This window comes from Streptomyces sp. NPDC012474 (assembly GCF_042955185.1).
In the GTDB taxonomy this organism is placed as follows: Bacteria; Actinomycetota; Actinomycetes; order Streptomycetales; family Streptomycetaceae; genus Streptomyces; species Streptomyces cahuitamycinicus.
The window spans coordinates 1-24,320 of the sequence record NZ_JBIBEP010000007.1 but is presented as its reverse complement, the minus strand read 5'-3'; the positions used below and the strand labels follow the sequence as shown (position 1 = coordinate 24,320).

The 24,320-nt window shown below is 72.5% G+C and carries 10 protein-coding genes; all 10 read right to left on the bottom strand.

The genetic code is table 11. From position 1 onward, the window contains the following. Nucleotides 1-232: 232 nt before the first annotated feature. Nucleotides 233-6,649, bottom strand: coding sequence for an amino acid adenylation domain-containing protein (locus tag ACFY9S_RS17365; RefSeq protein ID WP_391129565.1), 6,417 nt, complete (start codon nucleotides 6,647-6,649; stop codon nucleotides 233-235). A 222-nt stretch (nucleotides 6,650-6,871) separates the two neighbouring features. Beyond that, nucleotides 6,872-8,167 carry an ATP-grasp domain-containing protein gene (locus tag ACFY9S_RS17360; RefSeq protein WP_391128867.1) on the bottom strand — a complete coding sequence of 432 codons (1,296 nt, stop codon included), beginning with the start codon at nucleotides 8,165-8,167 and terminating at the stop codon, nucleotides 6,872-6,874. Further along, nucleotides 8,164-12,486 (bottom strand): amino acid adenylation domain-containing protein, encoded by a 4,323-nt coding sequence (locus ACFY9S_RS17355; RefSeq protein ID WP_391128864.1) that lies wholly within the window; start codon nucleotides 12,484-12,486, stop codon nucleotides 8,164-8,166. The genes ACFY9S_RS17360 and ACFY9S_RS17355 overlap by 4 nt, the downstream gene beginning before the upstream one ends. Further along, nucleotides 12,483-14,294 carry an AMP-binding protein gene (locus tag ACFY9S_RS17350; protein WP_391128861.1) on the bottom strand — a complete coding sequence of 604 codons (1,812 nt, stop codon included), beginning with the start codon at nucleotides 14,292-14,294 and terminating at the stop codon, nucleotides 12,483-12,485. The genes ACFY9S_RS17355 and ACFY9S_RS17350 overlap by 4 nt, the downstream gene beginning before the upstream one ends. Before the next feature lie 25 nt (nucleotides 14,295-14,319). Then, complete coding sequence (locus ACFY9S_RS17345) at nucleotides 14,320-15,534, bottom strand: MFS transporter (protein ID WP_391128858.1); 1,215 nt, start codon at nucleotides 15,532-15,534, stop codon at nucleotides 14,320-14,322. Further along, nucleotides 15,531-16,856 carry a cation:proton antiporter gene (locus tag ACFY9S_RS17340; protein WP_391128855.1) on the bottom strand — a complete coding sequence of 442 codons (1,326 nt, stop codon included), beginning with the start codon at nucleotides 16,854-16,856 and terminating at the stop codon, nucleotides 15,531-15,533. Before ACFY9S_RS17340 ends, ACFY9S_RS17345 begins: the two co-directional genes overlap by 4 nt. A gap of 4 nt (nucleotides 16,857-16,860) precedes the next feature. Next, entirely contained in the window at nucleotides 16,861-17,673 is an 813-nt protein-coding gene (locus ACFY9S_RS17335; protein WP_391128852.1) for an SIP domain-containing protein, read from the bottom strand. Further along, on the bottom strand, nucleotides 17,670-18,821 hold the full coding sequence (locus tag ACFY9S_RS17330; protein ID WP_391129562.1) for a prephenate dehydrogenase: 1,152 nt from the start codon (nucleotides 18,819-18,821) through the stop codon (nucleotides 17,670-17,672). Before ACFY9S_RS17330 ends, ACFY9S_RS17335 begins: the two co-directional genes overlap by 4 nt. Nucleotides 18,822-18,877: 56 nt before the next feature. Then, the gene (locus ACFY9S_RS17325; RefSeq protein ID WP_391128848.1) at nucleotides 18,878-20,128 is read right to left on the bottom strand and encodes a cytochrome P450; all 1,251 of its coding nucleotides are present in this window, start codon (nucleotides 20,126-20,128) and stop codon (nucleotides 18,878-18,880) included. Between the two features lie 571 nt (nucleotides 20,129-20,699). Further along, nucleotides 20,700-24,320, bottom strand: a 3,621-nt coding sequence (locus tag ACFY9S_RS17320) for an alpha/beta fold hydrolase (RefSeq protein WP_391128845.1), incomplete at its 5' end; no start/stop codon positions are given.

The window sequence follows — 24,320 nt, the reverse complement described above, 5'->3', positions numbered from 1 at the left end:
CGTCCCGGCCGCGCGACGACTGCTCAGCGGGCGCCGATCCGGCTGTTCGACTGAGGAACTTCCTCGCCTGAACGGCGAGAGTCGTCGTGGCGGGCGCGGCAGGTCCGCGTTCGCACGCCTCGCCCTCGCATGGTGCTGATACCGCCCGCCGGGTCCGCCGGGTGCCGCGCGAGCCGACCCGCGGGTGATCCGGTCGGCACCCGGCCGGATCACACCGGCCGGCGAGCCCTCGTCAGGGACGGGCCCGGCGCCGGCGCAGGGCCGGACGGGCGGGAGCGCGGTCCCGCAGCCTCTCCGCCAGACCGGCCACGGTCGGGGACTCGAAGAGCGCCTGGATCGTCACCTCCGCCTCCAACAGGGAACGCACCTTGTTCACCAGGCGGGTGGCGAGCAGGGAGTGCCCGCCGAGCTCGAAGAAGCTGTCGTGGATCCCCACCTCGGGCAGCCCGAGGATGTCGGCGAACGCCTGGCACAGGATCGTCTCGCGCACGTCGCGCGGCGCGGCTCCGGTCAGCACGCCGTCGTACGTGGGGGCGGGCAGCGCCCGCCGGTCGAGCTTGCCGTTGATCGTCAGCGGCAGCACGTCCAGGCTGATGAACGCCGCCGGGACCATGTAGTCGGGCAGCGTGGCGCAGACATGACGGCGCAGCTCGCCTGCCTCGGGCGAGGAGCCCCCCGCGAGGGGCGCGACATAGGCGACAAGCCGCCGGTCACCGGGCCGGTCCTCGCGGACGACGACCGCCGCGGCGGCTATCCGCGGGTGCCGGGTCAGGACCGACTCGACCTCGCCCAGCTCGATCCGGAAACCGCGCAACTTCACCTGATCGTCGGCACGGCCCAGGAACTCCAGCGTGCCGTCCGGCTGCCGGCGCACCAGGTCTCCGGACCGGTACATGCGCGCCCCCTCCGGCCCGAACGGGTCGGCCACGAACCGCTCGGCGGTCAGGTCCGGCCGGTTGAGATAGCCCCGGGCCAGGCAGACACCGGCCAGGTACAACTCGCCGGAGACACCGGGCGGCACCGGACGGAGGCGGCGGTCGAGGACGTAGGCCCTCGTGTTCCAGATCGGCGCTCCGATGGGCGCGGTCGCCGCGGTGGGCCAGTCGGGCACCCGGTCGGGGAGGGTGTAGCCCGTCACGACGTGGGTCTCGGACGGCCCGTAGTGGTTGTGCAGCCGCACGTGTGGGCGGGAGGCGTGGAACTCCCGTACGCCGCCCGTCAACCGGAGCGCCTCGCCGGCCTGCATGACGTGGCGCAGGGAGTCGAGGGCGAGTCCCTGCTCCCTCGCCGCCTCGCAGACGGCGCCGACGACCAGGTCCGGTGCGAAGAGTTCGTCCACGTCGTGCTGGTCCAGCCAGCGGGCGAGCGCGGACGGGTCGAGGCGGGTCTCGTCGTCCGGGACGCACACGGCCTTGCCGTTGAACAGCGCGGAGAGTATCTCGTGCTCCGAGGCGTCGAAGCTGATGGCGCTGAACTGCGCCACCCGGGCCCCGGCGCGTACGGCGACGGCGGAGGCGTTCCACGCCAGCAGGTTGCGCAGCGCGACGGCGGTCATCACCACGCCCTTGGGGCGGCCGGTCGAGCCCGACGTGTAGATCACGTAGGAGCTGGTGTCCGGCAGCAGCGGGGTGGTGCGGTCGGCGTCGGCGGGGTCGGTGGCTGCCTCGCGGGACAGCTCACGGACGGTGTCCGTGTCGTCGAGGAACAGGGCGTCGGGTGTGTCGGGCAGCGGGTCGAGAGCGCTGCTGGTGACCATCAGCACCGGTCGGGCGTCGGACAGTATGTAGCGGATGCGTTCGGCCGGGTAGGCCGGATCGACGGGCAGGTACGCCGCGCCCGTCTTCAGGACGGCCAGGAAGGCGACGATCAGGTCCGCCGACCTGGGCAGCCGCACCGCGACGTACCGCTCCGGGCCGATGCCCCGCCGGATCATGAGGTGGGCGAGCCGGTTGGCCCGCGTGTTCAGCTCGGCGTAGGACAGTGTGACGTCGTCGGTCAGCACGGCCTCGGCGTCCGGGGTCCTGGCCACCTGGCGCTGGAATGCCTCGGGCAGGTTGTCGGCCGGCAGCTCGACCGCCGTGTCGTTCCACTCGGTGAGCACGCGTCGCCGTTCACCCGCGGTGAGCAGGTCGATCTCGGTGACGGGGCGGTCCGGTCGTGCCAGGACGGCCCTGAGCAGGGACAGCAGCCGGCCGGCCAGAGCGTGCGCGGTAGCGGCGTCGAACATGTCGGTGGAGAACTCGAGGACCCCGTCGATGCCGTCGGCCGCTCCGCCGGCGTAGGACTCGGTGAAGCTGAACAGCAGGTCGAACTTGGAGGTTCCGGTCCGGCCCTCCTCGACCGTGACGGCCAGGCCGGGGAGGGTGAAGGCATCGTATTCGTCGGCGGTCTGCATGACGAGCATGACCTGGAACAGGGGGCTGCGGGAGAGTGAGCGGGTCGGATTGACCGCCTCCACGACGCGCTCGAAGGGAACGGACTGGTGGGCGAAGGCCGCGAGGTCGGTGGCGTGTACCCGGGCGAGCAGTTCCTCGAACGTGGGGGCGCCGGACAGGTCGGTGCGCAGCACCAGCGTGTTGGCGAAGAAGCCCACCAGATCGTGCAGCGCCTCGTCCTGACGCCCGGCCACCGGGGTGCCCAGCGGAATGTCCGTACCGCCGCCCAGCCGGCTCAGGAGTGCCGAGAGTGCCGCCTGGAGGACCATGAACACGGTGGTCCGGGTCCGGCGGGCGAGACGGACGACGGCGGCGTGCGTGTCCGCGTCGAGTGTCATCGCCACCGTGTCCCCGCGATAGCTGGCGGCTGACGGCCGGGGCCGGTCGTACGGCAGGTCGAGTTCCTCCGGGAGGTCCGCCAGTTCTCGGGTCCAGAAGGACAGGTCCGACGAGGTGCCGTCCGGCGCCAGGTCGGTCCGCGCGCGCTGCCACAGGGCGAAGTCCGCGTATTGCACGGGAAGTTCGGGCCACGCGGGCGCCGCACCGGCACACCGCGCCTGGTAGGCCGCCGCCAGGTCCTGAGCCAGCGGCCGGGTGGACCAGCCGTCGGTGGCGACATGGTGCATCACCAGCAGCAGAACGTGTTCCGTCGGCGCGGTCCGGAACAGCTCGGCGCGCAGGGGCAGATCGCGGGTCAGGTCGAAGGGCCGCAGCGACACCGCGCGCAGCGCCGCTCCGAGCTCCTGACCGGCCGCCTCGGTGACGGCGAACGGCGGGTGTGCCCGCTCGCCGTCCAGGACCAGCTGGCAGGGAGTGCCCTCGTCGTCGGGGAAGACGGTCCGCAGGCTCTCGTGCCGCGCCACCACATCGCCCAGAGCCGACCGCAGCGCCTCCACGTCGAGCGGGCCGGAAAGCCGCATGATCAGGGGGATGTTGTAGGTAGCCGAGGGGCCCTCCAGCCGCGACAGGAACCACAGCCGCTGCTGGGCGAACGACAGCGGGACCCGCTCCGGGCGGGCGTGCGGCGCCAGGGGCGTCCGGGCGGCGGCGGCCTTTCCCAGCCATCTGGCCAGGCCGGCCGGGGTGGGTGACTCGAACAGTGTCCGGACGGGCAGCTCCACGCCCAGTCCGGCCCGGATCCGGTTGGCCAGCCGGGTCGCCGACAGCGAGTGGCCGCCCAGTGCGAAGAAGTCGTCGTCTGCCCCGACCGCGCTCACGCCCAGGATGTCGGCGAACGCCTCGCACAGCATCGTTTCCCGGGCGGTGACCGGCCCCCGGCCCGTGCCGGCGCCGTACTGGGGAACAGGCAGCGCGGTGCGGTCCAGCTTGCCGTTGAGCGTCAGCGGCAGCATGGGGAGCAGCACCACCGCCGCGGGCACCATGTATCCCGGCAGCCGTTCGGCGGCGAACCCCCGCACCTCGGTGGCCAGCCCGCCCTCGGCGGACGACCGGTCGGATTCGGCGGGCACGGCGTAGGCGACCAACCGCCTGTCCCCCGGGGTGTCCTCGCGGACCACCACCGCCGCCTGGCGCAGCCCCGGATGCCCGGCCAGTACCGCGGCCACCTCGCCCGGCTCGATCCGGAAGCCCCGGATCTTCACCTGCTCGTCCGCGCGGCCGACGAACTCCAGGTTGCCGTCGGCCCGCCACCGCACCCGGTCACCCGTCCGGTACATGCGCTCACCGGCGGCACCCGACGGGCAGGCCACGAAGCGCTCCGCCGTCAGCCCGGGCCGCCCCAGATACCCCCGCGCCAGCCCCGCACCGGCCAGGTACAGCTCCCCGACCACCCCGACCGGCACCGGAGTGAGGGAGTCGTCGAGCACATGGGCGCGGGTGTTCGCGATCGGAGCCCCGATGGGTACCGTGCCCGACTCCAGTCCGGGGCGGCAGCGCCAGGACGTGGCGTCCACCGTCGTTTCCGTGGGCCCGTAGGTGTTGAACATCACCCGCCCCGCCGACCAGCGCTCCACCACCTCGGGAGGGCAGGCCTCGCCCCCCACCTCGAGGACGACTCCGGTCCCGATCGCCCCGTCCGGCATCGTCGCCAGAGCCGCGGGGGGCAACGTGGCGTGTGTCACGGCCTGTTCGTTCATGAACGCGGCCAGTTCCGCGCCGAGTCGCCGGTCCTGGTCCACGACCACCAGGGCCGCTCCCGACAGCAGGGCCAGCGACCACTCGGAGCAGAAGTTGTCGAAGCCGACCGACGCGAACTGCGCCACGCGGTGGCCCGGTTCCACACCGAACCGCGCGTGGCTGGCGGACAGGTTGGCGAACCCCGCGTGCGAGACGACCACCCCTTTGGGCCGGCCGGTGGAACCGGAGGTGTAGATGACGTAAGCCGCGTTCTCCTTGCGCACGGGTGCCGGCGGCCGCCCCTGCCGCGTGTCCCCCGCCTCGGGTGTCCCGGGCACGTCCAGCAGCAGCTGGGGTACGTGGCAGTCCTGTGGCACCGTCCTCCGGCAGTGTGAGGTGGTCAGGATGCAGGCGGGCAGGGCGTCGTCGAGCATGTGGACGACCCGTTCGGCGGGGTGGCCGGGATCGATGGGCAGGTAGGCGCCGCCGGCCTTGAGCACCGCGAGGATCGCCACGATCAGCTCGGCGGAGCGCTCGGCGAGGACCGCCACCAAGACCTCCGGGCCCACGGCGTGCTCCGCCGCCAGGCGACGGGCCAGTCGGTCCGCCCGCAGGTCCAGCTCCCCGTACGTCAGTTCGGCGCCACCGCACATGATCGCGACGGCGTCCGGTGTCCGGGCCGCCTGCGCCGCGAACAGCTCCGGCACCGTGGCCTCGGACACCGCGAGCCCCGTGTCGTTCCACACGTCCACCTGCCGGCGCTCGGCCGGGTCGACCACGTCCAGGTCACGGATCCGGGCCAGCGGGGTGTCGGCCATCCCGTGCAGGACCCGCAGCAGCCCGCCCGCGAGCCGCGCGGCGGTGGCGGGCTCGAACAGGTCTGCCGCCAGGGTGAGTTGCCCGCGCAGACCGGCGGGAGCACCCTGGTCGTCGGTCTCCTCGCCGAGAACCACCTCCACGTGGTGGGCCGTCAGCGGCTCCCCCACGGCCAGAGGGCTCACCCGGACCCCGGGCAGCTCCAGGAATACGGCGGGGGAGGCGGTGGCGGGGTCGCGGAGGGTGAGGACGGCCTGGACCAGGGGGTGGGCGGCCGGAGGTCCGGCAGGGTCGAACTCCACCGCCGGCAAGGCGAACGGCACGTCCTGATGGTCCGCGGCGCGCAGCTCCGCCTCCCGGACCCGGTCCAGTACCTGCGCCGTGGTGGGCTCCGCGGACAGGTCGATCCGCGTCACGCGCGTGTCCGCGTAGCGGCCGACGAAGCGGTCCTGCTCCTTGTCGGTACGCCCGGCCTCGACCCAACCGACGAGCACGTCGCTGTCGCCACCCCACCGGGACAGCAGCACCGCCATCCCGGCCCGCAGCACCGCGCTCAGCGGTACTCCGCGCTCCCCCGCCAGTGCGACCAGGCCCCGGTGAAGTGCGGTGGGCACCGTGACGGCGACGCGATGCCCGCGGTGCGAAGCCACGGGGGGACGCCGCCGGTCCACCGGCAGTCCCAGCTCCCCCGGTGTTCCGGCCGGCGCCTCACGCCAGTACGTCAGCCCCCGGGACAGCTCGCCGTCCGTGTCGTGCGCCGAGCCGAGCGGCTCGGCCCGGCCCGGTGCGTGATCGGCGTACCGGGCCGGCAGTTCCTCCCAGAGCGGCTCGTGTTTCCGGCGCCGCGCCGCGTACGCGACCGAGAGGTCCCGGACCAGCGGCACGGCCGACCAGTCGTCCACCGCGATGCGGTGGACGACCAGCACGAGTACCGCTTCGTCCGTCCCGGTGACGGACAGCCGGGCCCGCACCGGGATCTCCGATTCGAGGTCGAACGCGCAGTCCGCCGACTCCGCTCGGGCCGACTCGACCACCTTCAGTGCGCAAAACGCCCCGTCGACCGGGAGGATGCGCTGGTACGGCACCCCGTCGGCAGCCGGGAACACCGTGCGCAGCGCCTCGTGCCGCCCGATGACGTCGGCCAGCGCCTCTTCCAGCGCCTCCCGGTCCAGCTTCCCGGACAGGGTCCAGGCCATCGTCAGACGGTTCACCGCGTTCGGTCCACCCGACCGTTCCTGAAGCCAGAGTCGTCGCTGCTCCAGGGATAGGGGAATGCGTTCCGGATCCGGCTGATCCGCTGTGCCCGGTCGCGCGACGAACATATCTGCCCCCATGGGTGAACTCCGCGCACTCGTGGCCGGGTCCGCGAATTGCAGCGCATTCAACAAGGTGAAAGTGGACGGAGAAACGGCTGACCGAAAAGGGTGTGGCGCTCTCCACAGGTGACACCGGATGCCGGACGAGCCCGCCAGTCGAAAGGAATTTGATTTCGATTCAAGCTCGACTGTCTCGAACCAGAAGGTATTTGCGCCCCGCTCGGCACGTCAACCGTGATTCCTCACGGGGGCGAACAGCTGTGGGGCGGTCGCGCCGAAGGGGTCGAGAACCTCGTCGGCCGCTGTCAGCAGGTCGCGCATGGTGGTCGTCGGCCCGGCAGGAAGAGGCTCGGTGTGGATGCGGATCAGTGCGGCGGCCTGGCGGGCCCGCCGCTCGGCCGTGGCCGCGTCCCCGGCGCGGGCGACCACGAAACCGCAGCGGTCCTCGGACCAGCGCAACGGCTCGACCAGTGCGCCGGGTTCGACGCCCACCTCCGCCCGGACCACGCCCGCGGCCCGCCGGGCCGCGGCGAGGCCCTCCACCGTGCGTACCCGCCCGGGCCGCGGGGTGAGGAAGCGTACCGCCGCCCCGCCCCGGGCGGCCGGGGCGAGCTCCGGTACGCCGTCGGGCAAGGCGAGTTGGCAGGTCAGCCGCTCGGTGTCGATGCCGTGCACCAGCTCGACGAGCTCGCCGATCCGGCCGCCCGCGCACCGCAGGTGCGACTCGACGACGCGGGGCCCGTCGGCGGTGAGAATCAGTTCCGTATGGGCCGGCCCGTCGATCAGGCCCACTGCGTCGAGCATCCTGCACACCACGTCGTCGACCTCGGCCGCGCACTCGGCCGACAGCGGCGCCGGGAGAGCGTGGCCGAGGGCCACGACACCGCCGCCGTTGTCCTTCCGGGAGACGGCGAGGACGGTGTGGCGTCCGGCGACCGAGAAGCTCTCCACGCTGATCTCGGTGCCGGTGAGCAGCTCCTCCACCATGAACTCCCCCACGCCGAAGCCCGCCAGCCAGGCCAACGCCTCCGGCACCTCCCGCGGCGAGCGGACCTTGCGCACTCCCAGGCTCCCCGATGCCATGGTCGGTTTGACCACCAGGGCGCCGTGCCGTTCGGCGAAGGCTCGCAGCACGGAGTGCGAGGCGCCCACCTGGAAGGCCACCGGGCTGATCCCTCGCGCCGTCAGCAGGGCGCGCAGGGCCGCCTTGTCGTGCACCAGGCGCGCCGTGGCCGCTCCGGTGCCGGGCAGGCCGAGGGCCGTGGTGAGGTGGCCGGCGACCAGCGGACCGGCCTCGGTCTGGCTCACCACGCGCCGGAACGGCCGGTGCGCGTGCAGGGCCCGGGCCAGCGCGGTGACCAGGCTGATGTCCTGGTAGTCCACCAGGTGGGTCTGGACGCAGTGCGCGCGGGCAGCGGGGTCGAAGAGGGCCGGCTTGTCGATGTTCACGACGTCCAGTCCGCAGTCGGCGGCCTTGCGGGTAGCGGCCTCGGTACCGCCGAGCAGCAGAATGCGCGGCTTCACCGGGCGTTCCCGGGACCGGGCAGAAACCCGACGGCCTGGAAGTAGGACAGGTAGCGGTCGAAGAGCGGGCCGTCGACCTCCGGGCAGTTGACGCCGGTACCGGCCAGCAGCCGCCGGGTGTCGGTGGCGTCGAAGCGGACACTGCCCTCGGGATCCTCGTCCGCGCCGTTCTCGCCGAACGCGCCGAGCAGGGGAAAGGCGGCGTTGCCGGACGAGCCCGCAACGGCCCGCAGCCAGGCGTCGACCGGCACCTCCGTCAGCGCGTACCCCCGCTCGCGCAGCCGGTGCACGGCGGCACCGAACGGCAGCAGTCGTTCGCTCGCGAGGTGGAAGGTACGCCCGGCCGCCTGCGGGCTGCCGGAAAGGGCCACCACGGCCCGGCTGACGTAGTCCACCGGGACGAGGTCGAAGGCGACCTCGGGGAGCGCGGGTGCCAGTCCCAGCTGGACGCAGCCCTTGAGGAGCAGCCACAGGAAGTCGGCCCGCTGACAGGCACCGTTGCTCACCGCCCCGCAGATGCGGGTGGGACGGTAGACGGAGACGGTCACACCGCGCCGCCGGGCCTGCTCGACCAGGTGCTCGGCCACCCACTTGGTCTGGGTGTAACCGTGCACCAGCCGCTCGGGGCGGCCGAGCGGCTCGTACGGCCCGATGCCACGTCCGGCCAGAGCCGGACCGGCGAAGACCCCGACCGTGGAGATGTGGTGCACGGGCACGCCTCGGACGGCGGCCAGCCGCAGCACCTCCACCGTGCCGGTCACGTTGGCGTCCCGTGCCTGGGCGTACGCATGGGCCAGGTTGACCTGTGCCCCGCAGTGGTAGACGGCTCCGACCTGCCGGGCGAGCTGGTCGAAGGCCGCCGCGCCGACTCCCAGCCGGGGGGCGCCCAGGTCGCCCTGGTGCACGGTGATCCGGTGCCGGACGGCGGGGTCCCACAGGCCGAACTCCTCCAGCGCGGCGCGCAGCCTCTTCTCGGCGTGTTCCCGGTCGGTGCCGCGCACCAGGCAGTGCACCCGTGCCGTGGTGCGGGCCAGCAGATCGCGCAGCAGGAAGGCGCCGAGGAAGCCGGTGGCACCGGTGAGCAGTACTTCCTCCGGCTGCCCGGAGCGGGTACCGGCGTCGGGTGGACCGGCCCGGACGTCGGCGGGCAGCAGCAGATCGCCGGGCGGTACGGGCCCCGGTGCGGTCGGTTCCAGATCCTCCACCAACGCTGCCAGCGCCCGCACGGTGGGTGCGGTGAAGACGGCGTTCATGGGAATCCCGGCGTCGAACTCGGCGCGCAGCGCGAGGACGAGGCGTACGGCCAGCAGAGAGTCGCCGCCGTGGTGGAAGAAGTCGTCGTCGGCACCTGTCTCCCGCAGGTTGAGCAGCCCGGCCATGTGGCCGGCGACCGTGTGCTCGGCCGCTGTGCGCAAGGAGGCCGCGGCGGCGGCCGGCCGGTCGGCGGGTGCGGCACTCCATGCCTGGGCGACGGCAGCGCGGTCCACCTTGCCGCTGTGGGTCAGCGGAAGGCGCGGCACGTGCAGGAAGGCGCTGGGCAGCAGTGCCTTCGGCAGCCGCTCGGCCAGAGCGGCACGCAGTTCGTCGGACGCGACGTCGCCGACGTAGCCGACCACGAGCCGGTGTCCGGCGCCCGGTCCTGGTTCGGCGGTCACCACCACGGCGTCCCGCACCTGCGGCAACGCCTTCACCGCCGCCTCGACCTCGGCCGGTTCGACGCGGTGCCCACGGATCTTCACCTGGTCGTCGCGGCGGCCGAGGTACTCGATCCGGCCGTCGGACCGCAGCCGTGCCAGGTCACCGGTGCGGTAGAGCCGTCCGGACGGTGTGTCCCGCGCCGCGTGCGGTGCCCCGGACCCGGCCGCCGGGGCGTGCGGGTCCGGGAGGAACCGCTCGGCGGTCGGCCGGGGTCGATCCAGGTACCCGGCGGCGAGCGAGGGGCCGCCGACGCAGAGTTCGCCGACCGTTCCGACCGGGGCGGGACGCAGTCCGTCGTCCAGCACGTACACGCGTGCGCCCGGGACGGGGCGGCCTATCGTCGGGCGTTCGGGCCAGAGCGCGGGGGGACCGGTCAGCCGTTCGGCGGTGACCACATGCGTCTCGGTGGGCCCGTACTGGTTCTCCAGTACGGCGTCGGTGTGGTCTGTGAAGAAGCGCCGCACCTCGTCTGTGACGTAGAGCTGCTCCCCGGCCGTGATCACCTCGCGCAGCGCGGGCAGGCGGCACCCCGTGGCACACGCGTACTCGGCCAGCTGGCGCAGCGCCACGTACGGCAGGAACAGGCGGTCCACCCGCTGTTCGACGAGCAGGTCGCACAGACGCTCGGGATCCGTGCGGAACGTGTCGTCGGCCATCACCAGACAGCCGCCGCAGGCCCAGGTGGCGAACATCTCCTGGAAGGCGACGTCGAAGCTCAGCGGAGCGAACTGCAGGGTGCGCGAGCCCTCGTCGCACACCGAGGCGGCGCGTTGCCAGGCGATGAGGCCGGCGGTGGAGCGGTGCGGCATCCCCACGCCCTTGGGGGTGCCCGTGGAGCCGGAGGTGTACAGCACGTAGCAGAGGTCTTCGGGGCCGGCCGTCGGCAGCGGTCCGAGCGTGGCGGGCGGCGCGTCCGGGCCGACGACGGGCAGGGTGGTGGGCAGCGGGCGGTCGGTGACCACGGCGGCGGCCCCGCTGTCGCGGAGCAGGAAGTCGATCCGTTCGGCCGGGTGGGACGGATCCACCGGGACGCAGGTGGCGCCCGCCCGCAGGACGGCGAGGACGGCCTGCGGAAGCGCGAGGGAGCGCCCCACGCAGACCGCGATCCGCCGGCCCGCGCAGCCCTCTTCGACCAGCCGGGCGGCGAGCGCAGCGGAGGCCGTCTCCAGTTCGCCGTAGGTCAGCCGTCGCTCGCCGTGCAGGACGGCCGGGGCGTCGGGGGTGCGGCGCGCCTGTGCGGTGAACAGCTCGTGCACCAGCGGCGGTTCAAGGGGCGGCCGCCCGGTGGTCCAGGTCGAGCGGATCACCCGCTCCTCCGCCGCGGGCAGCAGCGCCAGGTCGGTGAGCGGGCGTTCGGGGTGGGCGACCGCGTCGGCCAGCAGGGTGCGGTAGCGCTCGACGAGCCGCACGGCACTGTCGTGATCGTAGAGGTCCGCCGCGTATTCCAGTACTCCCGACCAGTGGCCCTGCTGCGGGGTGAGGTTGCAGAACAGGTCGTACTTGGCGGTTCCGGTGGGCACGTGCAGTCGCTCGGCTGTGACGCCGGGGAGGTCGAGCCCGGGGGCCTGCGCCGACTCGGCGTTCATCACGATCTGGAAGAGCGGGAACCGGCTGAGCGTGCGTTCGACACCGAGTTCGCCGAGCAGCCGGGTGAAGGGCAGAGCACGGTTCTCGACGGTGTCCAGCAGGGCGAGCTGCGTCTCGTTCACCAGAGCGGCGAAGGAGTCGGCGGGGTGGAGCAGCTGACGTACCGGAAGCACCTCGGTCAGGCAGGCGATCAGCGGGTCCAGGTCAGGCTCGTCGCGCAGGGAGACCGGCACGCCCAGCACCACGTCGCGCGCGCCCGTCAACCGGTGGGTGAGCGCGGTCAGGGCGGCCAGCAGCACCGCCTGCGGGGAACTGCTCAGGTGCCGGGCGAGACGGGCGATCCGCCCGGTGAGTTCCTGGTCCAGGAGGAAGCCCACCTCCCCGCCGCGCGGTCCGAGGGTGCGCGGCCGGGGGCGGTCGCCGGGGAGGGCGGTCTCGGGCGGCGCGCCGTCCAGGGCGGTACGCCAGTGGGCAGCGGTGTCCGCGAGGCCGCTCGCGTCCCGGTGGCGGAGTGCGGCATGCGGGCCGATCTGGCGGGGCACCATGGGCAGCGGATCCGCGCCGCCGTCGAGCGCGGCTCTGTACAGGGCGCTGAACTCGGTGTCCAGCAGCCGCAGAGCGGCACCGTCCATGGTGGCGTGGTGCAGCACCACGGCCAGGACGTGCTCGTCGTCGGCGTCCTCCATCTCCAGCAGGGTGGCCCGCAGGAGCGGAGGGGCGTCGAGCGGCAGCGGCTCGGCCATCGACTGCGCCAGCACCGCGGACAGCCGGTGCGTCGGCACGGTTCGTCGTGCCAGCCGCACCGGCGCGGGTGGCAGCACGGTCTGCACCGGGCCGGCGTCGGTCAGTTCGAGTCTGCTGCGGAGCCCTTCGTGACGGCTGACGATCGCGGTGAGCGCGGACTCGACCGCTGACGGCTCCACGGGTCCCCGCAGCCGGTATGCCCATGACTCCAGGTACCGCGAACCACCTTGGCCGATCCGGTCGTTGAGCCAGATGGAGGTCTGCTCGAAGGTCATCGGATAACTGGTCATGGCACTCCGATCGGGGTTCGGCCCGCCGGGGCCAGGAGCAACCGGACTTGCGCGACGTGGTCGTCGAACCGCGGATGAGCGAAGATCGTCCGGAGCCGGCAGCGGACGCCCGCCTCCCGGTGGAGGGCGGCGGCCAGCCGTGCGGCGAGCAGTGAGTCCCCGCCCAGGGCGAAGAAGTCGCTGTCGCCGTCGATCTCGGGTGCGCCGAGCACCTCCTGCCACAGGCGCCGCAGCAACGGCACCAGGTCGCCGGGGCCCGGGGCCGCCGCTTCCGCGAGGCGGACCGCGGCCGGCTCCAGCGCGGGCAGGTCGACCTTCCCGCCCGGGGTGAGCGGGAACTCGGGCAGGACGAGCAGCTCGCCGGGGATCATCGTCGCGGGTAGGACCCTTCGCAGGTCGTCCAGCAACCGGCCCGTGTCGACGGGGCCGTCCGTCGTCAGGAAGCCGATCAGCCGGTCGCCCACCAGCAGCACCCGGACGTCCGTCACCGCGGGCGTCTCGGCCAGGTGGGCGGCGATCTCACCGGGGTCGATGCGCACCCCGTTGACCTTGAGCCGGTCGTCGGACCGGCCGAGGAAGTACAGGAGCCCGTTCTGCTCGCGGACCCGGTCGCCGGTGCGGTACCAGCGCTCGGCGCCGTTCCGGACGAAGCGTGAGCCGTCGTCCGCGTCCAGGTAGCCGAGTGCGATGCCCGCCCCGCCGAGCAGCAGCTCGCCCGGGGTGCCGGGCGGAACGGGCAGGCCGTCGTCGCCGACCACGGCCGTGGTGACGCCGGGCAGGGCGGTGCCGATCGGCACCCGTGCGCCTTCGACGAGGTACGGGAGCAGGGTGCACGCCACCGAGGTGATCGTGGCTTCCGACGCTCCGTAGGCGTTGAGCAGCCGGGGCCGGTCCGGTTCGGCGCACCACCGGCGGGCGGCCGCGACGGGCATCTCCTCGCTGCCGGCCACCACCAGGCGCAGCGTCCCGGGGGCGGCGCCGGTACGGGAGAGGTGGGCGGCCCAGCCGCTGAAGTACGAGGCGGGCAGGTTGACGACGGTGAGGCGACGCTCGCCCACCAGCGCGGTGAGCCGGTCGAAGCCGGTCCGGCCCAGGCCGTCCGGCAGCAGCTCGACGCAGGCACCGGCGCAGAGGGTGGGCCAGATCTCTTCGGCGGCCACGTCGAAGTCGATCGAGGCGGCCTGCAACACCCGGTCCTGCGGCTGGAGTTCGAACAGATCGCGGATCGCGCGGGCGTGCCATCCGAGCGAGGCGCGGCCGATCAGGACGGCTTTGGGGATGCCGGTGCTGCCGGAGGTGTGGATCACGTAGGCCGGCCGGTCCGGCGCGGTGGCCTTCCGGTACGGGTCGGGAGCAGGTGGGTGTGCGGCGGTCTCCCGGTGGTCCGCCACCACTGGCGTTGTGTCCCCGCGTCCTCCCGGGTTCTGCGGGAGCTCCGCGCGCAGGGCGTCGGTGAACATGTCCCGGTCGTCCGCCAGGATTACGCGCGGCGCGGTCTGCCGGAGGACACGGGCCAGCCGGGCGGGCGGCGGTTGCTCGGTCATGGCCAGGTAGGCGGCATCGCTGAGCAGAACGCCGAGCAGCGCGGCCACCAGGTGCGGACGGCGCCGCCCCTGGACCACCACCACGTCGCCCGCCGCCGCACCGCGCAGACGCAGCAACCCTTCGACCCGGCGCGCACGCTCCAGCAGCCGGGTGTAACTCCACGTCTCAACGCCGTCGGTGACGGCCGGGCGGTCCGGGTGGCGGCGGGCTGCGGCGAGGATCGCGTCCACGACGTCCAGCGGCCGCGGTGTCGAACGGTCCATCCTTCGGTGACTCCGTTTCACCAGATCAGTGGGGGACGGCGGCGAGTTGGCCAGGGCGGGTGCGCAGGGCCCAGGCCAAGGCGGGCGGGCAGAGCGCCGCCACGCCGAGGAACCCCAGGCCGAGCAGCAGCCAGCCGGCGGCGCCGTAGTGCGAGACGAGGAGGGTGACCGCGGCCGGGCCGAGGACCAGGTTGACGGAACTGCCCAACGCGAACAGTCCGCCCCAGGTGCCCTGCGCATGGTCCGGCGCCAGGTCGAACCGGAGTTTCCAGCCGGCCGCCGAGCTCCACAGTTCGGCCAGTGACAGCAGCAGGACCGCCGCCACCAGGGCGGCTGTGCCGGGCAGCGCACCGCCCGTGCCGCCGGCTGCCACGGCTGCGCACGAGACGGCGGCCGTCGTGCCGGAGAGGAGCAGCAGGCGTCTTGTCCCGGCGAAGCTCTCCGCGCCCCGGCTCAACCGGACCTGGAGGCCCACCACCAGGACGGCGTTGAGGCCGTACAGCCAGGCGCCCAGTCCCTTGGGCAGGGCGGCGTGCGCCACGACCCACAGCGGGATACCGACCCGCAGCACGATGTCGCCGACCGCGAGCAGGCCGTACAGCAGCGAGAGCGCGAGGTAGGGCCGGTCGTGCAAGGCCTGCCGGAGCCGGACCGTGTCCTGCCGTACGACCTGCCCGCGGCGGCGCTCCGGCAGGCCCAGGCAGCAGACGGTGGCCGCCGCCTCGGCCAGCGCGCTGCCCAGGATCAGACCCAGGTAGCCGGGCGCGCTGTCCACGGACAGCGCGAGGCCGCACCCCAGGGCGCCCGCGACGACACCGATGTTGAAGACGCTGCGCAGCCGGGCGGAGGCGCTGACCCGGCCGGCCGGGTCGACCAGGTCGGCGACCAGCGCCTCCCGGCAGATCCAGCCGCCGTGCACGCAGGCGCCCAGCAGGGCGGCCAGCACCACGAACTCCCCCATGCCGCGCACCCCGGTGGCCGTCACCAGCAACAGCACCTGCGCGCAGCCCAGCCCGACGGTGGCCCGGCGGGCGCCGATCCGGTCACAGAACCGTCCGATGTACAGCGACAGGGGCAGCCAGACCAGGCCCGCCACGGTGAGACCGGTGCCGACCTGGACGACCGGCAGACCCACCTGGCGGGTGAAGTAGACCGCGCTGCCGGAGGCGTACAGCCCGAAGCCGACGCTGCCCAGCAGATGGACCGCCACCAGCAAGCGTGGCACGCCGGGTCCGCTCACCCGACCTCCACCTGTACCGGACCGGTCTCGCGCGAGGACCGCAGCTTGGGCGCGGTGCGGGCCAGCACGGCGCCCGCGAGCTGGGACGTCACCAGCGAGACGAGGACCAGCACCACGAAGAACCTCTCGTTGATCAGTTCCGCCCGGTAGGTCAGCCCGGCCAGCACCACGCCCACCGTGCCGCGCGCGTTCAGCGCGGCGGCCAGCGAGCCCGCGACCGCCCGGCTCTCGCCGGCCAGCAGCGCGGCGCCCCAGATGCTGACGGCCTTGACGGCGCACGCGACCACCAGGAACCACAAGAAGAACCAGGCGTCGAAGCTGCGCGCGAGGTCGAGCCGGACCCCGACCAGCGCGAAGAAGACAGGTACGAAGAAGGCCATCGAGAACTGCCGGATGGCGCCCCACACTTGCTGACCGTGTGCGTCGGCCGTCGCCTCGCCGGTCGCCAGGTCGCCGCGCACCGCGCACATGCCCGCCACCAAGGCCCCGAACACCGCGTTGATGCCGAATCCCATGCAGCACAGCACCACGCCGAAGAGGAAGACCAACCGGAACGCGAGCGGGCTCTGCCGGGCGACGAGGTTCCAGCGGTGCTGCGCCAGCCGGCGGAACACGCGCGGCCCCGCGAACAGGGCGAGGGCGAAGAACAGGGCGCTGACGACGGTGTAGTACGCCACCGACGGCACCACGGCCGAGCTGCCCACCGCCGGCCACAGGCCCGTGGCCTCACCGGAGTTCGCGAGGCCGAGGGCGATAGCCAGGACGACGTAGAGGATGACGTCCTCGATGACCGCCACCGCGAGCACGATCCGGCCGAAGGGTGCGTCCAGGATCCCCAGGTCCATCATGATGCGGGAGATCACCGGAATGGCCGCCACCGACATCGCCAGGCCCACCACCAGCACGGTGGTCACCGTGGTGCCGGAGGGGCCCGTGAACCACGCGGGACGTGCTGCGGCGATCAGTGCGCCGACCGCGAACGGCGCCAGCAGACCGGCCGCCCCGACGAGCACGCCGGTGCGCCGCTGCCGTCGGTCGACGCGGAGGTGCAGTTCGGCACCGGCCAGGAACATCAGCAGCAGCTGGCCGAGTTGGTAGACCACGTCCACCGCGGAGGACACCGGCCCGGACGTGGGGAACAGCCACTGCCCCGCCTCGGGGGCGAACAGGCCCAGCAGGGAGGGGCCGAGCAGGATGCCGCCGACGATCTCTCCGATCACGGGCGGCTGCTTCAGCCGGGCGAAGAGATGGCCGCACCCGTGCGCCACGACACAGATGAGGCCCAGTCCGGCGAGCAGGCGGGCGGTTTCGGTGACGGTCACGACGTCAGTTCCATTCGTGTTTGGTCGCCTGCCAACCGTCCTCGTCGGCCCCGCCGCGCCAGTACCCGGAGATCGACGCCCGGGCGCGGTCCAGTCCACGTTCGCCCAGCAGGTGGCCGCGAAGGGCCTTCACGAAATGTGCCTCGCCGTGGACGAAGGCCTGTACGGTGCCCGGTGCGAACTCGGCGGCGCGGACCGCCGCGGTGAGCCGCTCGCCCACCCGTGCGCCACCCCGGTGCAGCCAGACGAGGTCCACCGCCGCCCGCGTCTTGATGTCCACTTCCTCGGCCGCGTCGGCCACTTCCACGAACGCGGTGCCACGGGCGTCGTCCGGCATGGCTTCCAGCGCCGCGGCGATCGCGGGCAGCGCGCTCTCGTCGCCGGCCAGCAGGTGCCAGTCCGCGTCGGGTGCGGGGGCGTAGCCACCGCCGGGGCCGGTGAAGTGGAGCACGTCTCCCGGCCGCGCGCGGGCAGCCCACGGACCGGCCACTCCGTCATGGCCGTGGTGGACGAAGTCCACGCTCAGTTCGCGGGCGGGCTCGTCCCAGTGCCGGACCGTGTAGGTGCGGGTCACCGGCCGGTGCCGGCGTGACGGCGCGGCGCCGGCCGCCATCGGGTCGAAGGGCTGGGGGTGGGCGACACCGGTGGGCGGGAAGAGCAGTTTGATGTAGTGGTCGGTGAATCCCCGTACCGAGAAGTCCGCCAGCCCTTCGCCACCGAGGACCACGCGGACCATGTGCGGGCTGAGCCACTCGGTACGCAGCACCCGTCCACGGTGCGGGCTCGTCCGCCTGGAGCTCCTGGGCCGTTCTGTCATGATGAGGTTCGCTTTCGTTTCGTGTGGGCGAAGTGTCCGAGCGGTTCGGGACGGGTCGCTTCCAGGCCGGGCAGGGCACAGCGCCAGCCGCCCTGGCCGAGGGCCAGGGCCAGGTCCTGGGCGGAACGCTCGTCGACGGTGAGCGTGACCGTGCCGGCGGTGCCCTGTGCGTCGTGCTCGATCTCCAGGTCCTCGACGTTCACCCCTGCCGCTCCGACCTCGGCCAGCAGTTGGCCCAGGGTGCCGGGTTCGTCGCCCACCACGACCTCGAGCCCGACGGTGGTCACGGGAGCGGTGTGCGGTTTGGCGGGCACCCGCCGGTGTCCCGTCCTGCCCCGCTCCAGCAGATCGTTCAGCCGGGCCAGGGAGTCGTCGTGGCGGCCCTCGGAGTCGAGGGCGCGCAGGGCTCGCAGGATGACGCTCAGGTCGACCAGCAGACCTTCCAGCACCGCGGCGACGGCCGGTGCGTTGGCCGAGAGGATGTCCGACCACAGCCCCGCGTCGCCGCCCGCGATCCGCACCATGTCGCGCAGGCCCTGACCGGCCAGGCCCGTCACGGCACCTTCGGCGGCAGGCAGTTGGGCCGCCATCAGGGCAGACAGCAGGTGCGGGCCGTGCGAGACCAGGGCCACGGCCTCGTCGTGGGCCCTGGCCGTCATGGTCACCGGGGCGGCACCGCACAGCGCGACCAGCTCGTGTGCCAGCGCGACCGTCTCCTCTGCCGTGCCGGCGTCCGGGGTCAGCACCCAGGAGCAGCCCCGGAACAGGTCGGCGCGCGCGGCGAAGGGCCCCGAGCGCTCCCGGCCCGCCATGGGGTGCCCGCCCACGTACAGGGCGGTGTCACAGCCCAGCCGGGAGGCGTCTTCGCGCGGGAGGCACTTGACGCTGGCCACGTCGGTGTAGGCGCGGGCCAGACCGTCCGCCTGGGCGCGCGCCAGCACCGCGCCGACCTGGGCCGGAGGCACCGCGATCACGGCGAGGTCCACCGGGACGCCGGGACGGTCCAGTCTGCCCGCGCCCAGGGCGAACGCCGTCCGGGCCGCGCCGGGGTCGCTGTCGCTGAGGTAGACCCGGACCCCGGCGTCCAGGAGGGCCAGCGCCACCGAGGTGCCGATGAGGCCGGTTCCGATCACCAGGGCGGTGCGCAGCGGTCCGTCGCCCACGACGCCGCTCCCCCGCGGGTTGCCGAGCGCGGTCGTGGCGGTCACCGCTCACCGTCCTCGGCAGCGTGCAGCCGTACCGGCAGGCTGCTGTAGCCCTGGAGGAACGTCGAGTAGACGGGCTTGGGCGCACCGAGCGACTCGATGGAGTCGACCCGGCGCAACAGCGCCTCCAGGACCGCTGTCAGCTCCGCCCGGCCCAGGTAGGAGCCCAGGCAGAAGTGTGGTCCGAAACCGAAGGTGAGGTGCCGGTTGGGGGTGCGGGCGAGGTCGAAGCGGTAGGGGTCGGCGAAGACGGATTCGTCGCGGTTCGCGGAGACGTTCCAGGCGGTGACGGCCTCCCCGGCCTTGATGGTCCGCCCGCCGATCCGCACATCGGTCGCCGCGGTACGGCCCACGTGCAGGGCGGGGCTGGTCCAGCGCAGGATCTCCTCGACCGCGGTGGCGACTTCCACCCGGCCCTCCTTCAGCGCGGCCCACTGGTCGGGGTGCCGCAGCAGGTTCCAGACGGTCCCGGTGGCGGCCAGCCGGCCGGTCTCGTCGCCGGCCAGCACCAGGCCGTAGCAGTTGAGGACCAGCTCTTCCTCCGCAAGGGGCGCGCCGTCGACCTGGACGGTGGTGAGCGCGGTGATCAGGTCGTCCTGCGGAGCGGCACGGCGGTGTGCGGCGAGTTCGGCGAAGTAGAGCAGGATCTCGTTGCGGGCCAGCCAGGCGTCCTCGGCGGACTGTCCGGCCTCGTCGGAGCTGAGGGCCTGCTTGCTCAGCCGCAGCAGTTCAGCCTGATCGCCGTCGGGGACACCCAGCAGGTCGCAGATCGTGCCCATCGGCACGTGGTCGGACACCTCGACCGCGAAGTCGCACTCGCCCATGGCCACCGCGGCGGTGACCCGCTCCTCGGCGCGCGCCCGCACCTTCGCCACGACACCGCGCAGCGCCCGGGGCGAGAAGGACTTCAGCAAGGTGGTGCGCAACGCCGTGTGCCGGGGGGCGTCCATCACCGCGAGCAGCCGGCCGCCCGCCGGGTCGCCGCCGCTGAGCAGCGAGGTGAGCATGTTGCCGTGCCGGGAGACGAAACGCTCCGCCTCCTTCATCACGGCCATGACGTCGTCGTAGCGGCTGAGCACCCAGAAGGCGGGGGCGGAGGCGGTGGCCCGGTGCCTGGCGACCGGCTGCTCGGTCCGCAGTCGCTGCCAGAACTCGTCGAGGCCCTGACCGACGAAGGTGGCGGGATCGGTCAGGTCGAGGCCGATGTCGTCGTCGAGCCCGGTGTCGACGAAGGATTCAGGTATGGGCATGTCGCTGGCTCCTCAGGCGGTCGGCGCGAGACGGCGGGTGGCGCTCGGTCCGTGCCGCTCCGGTACGGCGTGGGTCATCAGGTGCGGATGCTCGGCTTCGGCCCGGATGTGGGTGGTCGTCCCGCCGGTGTACGGGCCACACGGCGGCGGGACGGCCGACGGAGCACTCGAACCGGGTTGCGTCACGGGCCCTGGTGTCGTCGGTGGTCATGCGGTCGAAGCTTCCCGCGCCTTGGTCATCCCCGGTCCCTCTCGCTGCTCGTGGTGACTGCCGGCGGGTCAGGCGGACGCGTCCATCCGCGCCGTGAAGGCCCGTGTGCGGTGCTCCACCTGGTTGCCCATGCTCACTCGGTGGCTGTTTCAGCGGGCTGCCGAAATACAGGGCGCCGCATCCGAGGCAAAAACTCGAAGGAAATCAGCGAATTCGAGAGTATTTCCCCGGGAAGAGCACTGTCAATGCTCTCAGAAACGCACTCGAAAGCACCCGGCAAGCATTTGGCAAGGCTGATGTATCCAGCCGCGGTATCAGCGCGACTGGAAACATCAAGGGTTCCTTTTCGGTAATTCTCCGCTATTCGCTGTGGGACCTGAGCCATTTTTCGAGGACCGGCCCGACAACCCCCAGCGCGGCACTGCCGCACATCTCCCCGTGCGTACTGGGGACCGGGTGAACCACCAGCTCGCCCGACACCCAGGGCAGCCATGCCTCGGGGAGCGTCGCGTCCGCCGGCTTGTCCTCGGTGGCGCGGAAGAAGAGCACGTCCCCGTCGAAGAGAGCAGGGTCCGCCTCGCCCATCAAGGCGTGGTTGTCGACGAACACATGCCGCACCGCTTCCTGCTGTGCCGGTGTCAGGTCCGCGAGCGGGCCTTCCTGCGCGTCCGGCTCCACGCCCAGTGACCTGGCCAGTTCCTCGGCCGCGCGCGGGTCGTCGTGGTCGAACCGCTCGTTCCACCTGTGTGCGGGGTCCGGCGGATAACTGTCCAGCAGACTGAGCGACGCCACCTCGGCACCGGCACGTTGCAGTTCGGTGGCCATGGCCTGGGCGACCACACCGCCGAAGGACCAGCCCAGCAGGTGGTACGGCCCTTCCGGGCTGACCGTGCGGACCTGCCTGACGTAGTCCGCCACCAGTTCCGACAGCGAGGCCGGCTTGCCGTCCGGGTCGGTGAGCCCGCGGGCCTGCAAGGCGTGGACGGGCCGTTCCGTGTCCAGGTGGCGCAGCAGGCCGGAGTAGACCCAGCCGATGCCGGCCACGGGGTGCACGCAGAACAACGGTGTGCCGGAACCACCGGACCGCAGAGGCAACACGGGCGCCAGCGCGCCCGCCACCGCGCCGGCGGCTCCGCCCGCGGCGATCGCCTGCGCCAGGCCCGCGACCGTGGGTGCTTCGAAGAGTTCCCGGATGCTGATCTCCGCACCGGTCGCCTCACGGATCCGGGCGATCAGCTGGGCGGCGAGCAGGGAGTGTCCGCCCAGGTCGAAGAAGTCGTCGTCCGGGCCGATCTCCTCGTCCTGCAGCAGCTCCCGGAACAGCGACAGCAGCATCTCGTGGTGCCGGTCGCCGGTGTCCGCGGCCGACGGGGACGGCGAGTCGGTCACCGTCGGAACGGCGGCGGACCGTTCGGCCAACGCGTCGGCCAGGGGCAGTTCCAGTGCCCCGATCGGTACCTGCGGATCGGCCACCGCGTGCCGCAGCAGACCGGTCAGCGCCCGTCCGATCGACTCCACCGTCGAGCGGTCGAACAGCGCGGTCGCGTACTCGATCTGGATGTCCAGCCCGAGCGCCTGACGGTCACTGTCACGCCGAGCGGTGAACGTGACGTGGGCGTCGAACTTGGACTGCTTCAGCTCCGTCCCGTCCAGCTCACCGAGCAGCGGCGCGAACTCGACCACGCCGCTCTCCGTGCCTTCTTCCTGGAAGCTGTACATCACCTGGAACAGGGGGTTGCGAGCGAGATTGCGCCGCGGGTTGACGGCTTCCACGACCTGCTCGAACGGCATGTCCTGGTGCGACAGGGCCGACAGATCGGTGGTCCGTACGCGTGCCAGAAGCTCCTCGAACGACGGGTCGCCCGACACGTCCGTCCGCAGGACCACCGTGTTCACGAAGAAGCCGACCAGATCGTCCAGCGCCTCGTCCGAGCGGCCCGCCACCGGCGTGCCGAGCACGATGTCCGTACCCCCGCCGATCCTGCTCAGCAGTGCCACGGTCACCGCTTGGGCGGCCATGAACAGGGTGCTGCCCGAACGCCGGGCCAGCTCCTCCAGTCCCCGCAGCGCTTCGGCATCCGCCGAGAACGACGTCGAGTCACCGTCGAACGACGCCACCGCGGGCCGCGGCCGGTCGTACGGCAAAGCCAGCTCCTCCGGCACACCCCGCAGAGCCTCACGCCAGAACGCCAGCTGCCCCTCACCCACCTGCTCCAGCAACTCCCGCTGCCACAACGCGTAATCCGCGTACTGCACCGGCAACTGGGACCACACAGGAGACCCGCCGGCACACCGCGCCCGATAGGCCACCCCGAGATCCCGCATCAACGGACCCGTCGACCACCCGTCCGTTGCGATGTGATGCATCGCCAGCACCAGGACGTCGAAGGTTGTGTCCACCCGGAACACCACCGCGCGGAGGGGGATATCGGCAGCCAGATCGAACGTCCAGCCACCCGCCCGGGCGAGTTCCTCCTCCAGGCGCGACGCGGAGACCTCCCGCACCTCCAGCGCCGGAGCGACATCTTCCAGCAGGACCTGGACCGGCTTGTCACCCTCCTCACGGAACACCGTCCGCAAGCTCTCGTGACGCCCCACCACGTCCGCGAGCGCACCCTCCAGCGCCGCCACGTCCAGCAGCCCCGAAAACCGCACCACCAACGGCACGTTGTACGTGCCCGACGCGCCCTCGACCCGCGACAGGAACCACAACCGCCGCTGCGCGAAGGACAAGGGAAGCAGTTCCGGCCGCTCGCCCGTGCGCAGAGCCGGACGGGCGGGGAGACTCCGCGCGCTCTCGATGCGGGCGGCCAGCCCGGCCACCGACGGGGCCTCGAAAAGCTCCCGTACGGAAATGTCGACCCCGAGGACGGACCGCACGCGGCTGACGAGTTTGGTGGCGAGGAGGGAGTGACCGCCCAGGGCGAAGAACCCGTCGTCGATGCTGACCGTGTCCACACCCAGCAACTGGGAGAAGATCCCGCACAGGACCTCTTCCAGCACGGTCCGCGGCCCGCGGCCACCCGCCGATTCGGCGAACACCGGTTCGGGCAGGGCGGAATGGTCGACCTTGCCGTTGCGGGTCAGCGGCAGACGCTCCAGTTCCATGAACACCGACGGCACCATGTACTCCGCCAGCGACTCCCGGGCGAAGGCCCGCGCCTGCTCCACCGAGCCCACCACATAGGCCACGATCCGCTTGTCCCCCGGAGCGGCCTCGCGCACCACCACCGCCACCTGGGACATACCCGGGCAGCCGGACAGCACCGCCTCGATCTCACCGGGCTCGACCCGGAACCCACGGATCTTCACCTGCCTGTCGGCCCGCCCCACGAACTCCAGCGCACCCGCCGAGTTCCACCGCACCACATCACCCGTGCGATACATCCGCTCGCCCGCCTCACCGAACGGGTTCGCCACAAACCGCTCGGCCGTCAACCCGGCCCGGCCCACATACCCCCGCGCCAGACCGGCACCGGCGGTGTACAGCTCCCCCGGTACTCCCACGGGCACGGGCTGGAGACGGTTGTCGAGCACATAGTTCTGCATGTTGTCGAGCGGGCGGCCGATGGGGACCACGGTGCCCACCTGGTCGGGCGAGCTGAGGGCGTGGTGCATGCCGAAGAGGGTGGTCTCGGTGGCACCGCATGTCGCTTGGACGACGGTGTCGGGGCAGGCTTCCAGGACCCGTCGCACTGCCGTCGGGGAGATCACATCACCACCGGTGAAGACCTCGGGCACTCCGGCGAAGCACTCCGGATCTTCCTCCGCGATCACCCGGAACAGACCCGCCGGCACGTCCAGGCCGGTGATCTTCTCCTCCCGCAGCAGCCGCGCCACCGTGGCCACCTCCAGATCACCCGGAGGGGACACCACCACCCGATCGCCACGCAACAACGGCACCCACAACGCATACGTCGACGGGTCGAACGCGAACGACGCCAGCAACAGCACCCGCTCATGCCCCGCACGGAACAGACG

What these genes read in the sequence shown, in the direction of transcription:
- ACFY9S_RS17350 (WP_391128861.1), bottom strand. Translation starts at nt 14,294, where the DNA reads ATGGACCGTTCGACACCGCGGCCGCTGGACGTCGTGGACGCGATCCTC.
- ACFY9S_RS17365 (WP_391129565.1), bottom strand. Translation starts at nt 6,649, where the DNA reads ATGTTCGTCGCGCGACCGGGCACAGCGGATCAGCCGGATCCGGAACGC.
- ACFY9S_RS17335 (WP_391128852.1), bottom strand. Translation starts at nt 17,673, where the DNA reads ATGACAGAACGGCCCAGGAGCTCCAGGCGGACGAGCCCGCACCGTGGA.
- ACFY9S_RS17325 (WP_391128848.1), bottom strand. Translation starts at nt 20,128, where the DNA reads ATGCCCATACCTGAATCCTTCGTCGACACCGGGCTCGACGACGACATC.
- ACFY9S_RS17355 (WP_391128864.1), bottom strand. Translation starts at nt 12,486, where the DNA reads ATGACCAGTTATCCGATGACCTTCGAGCAGACCTCCATCTGGCTCAAC.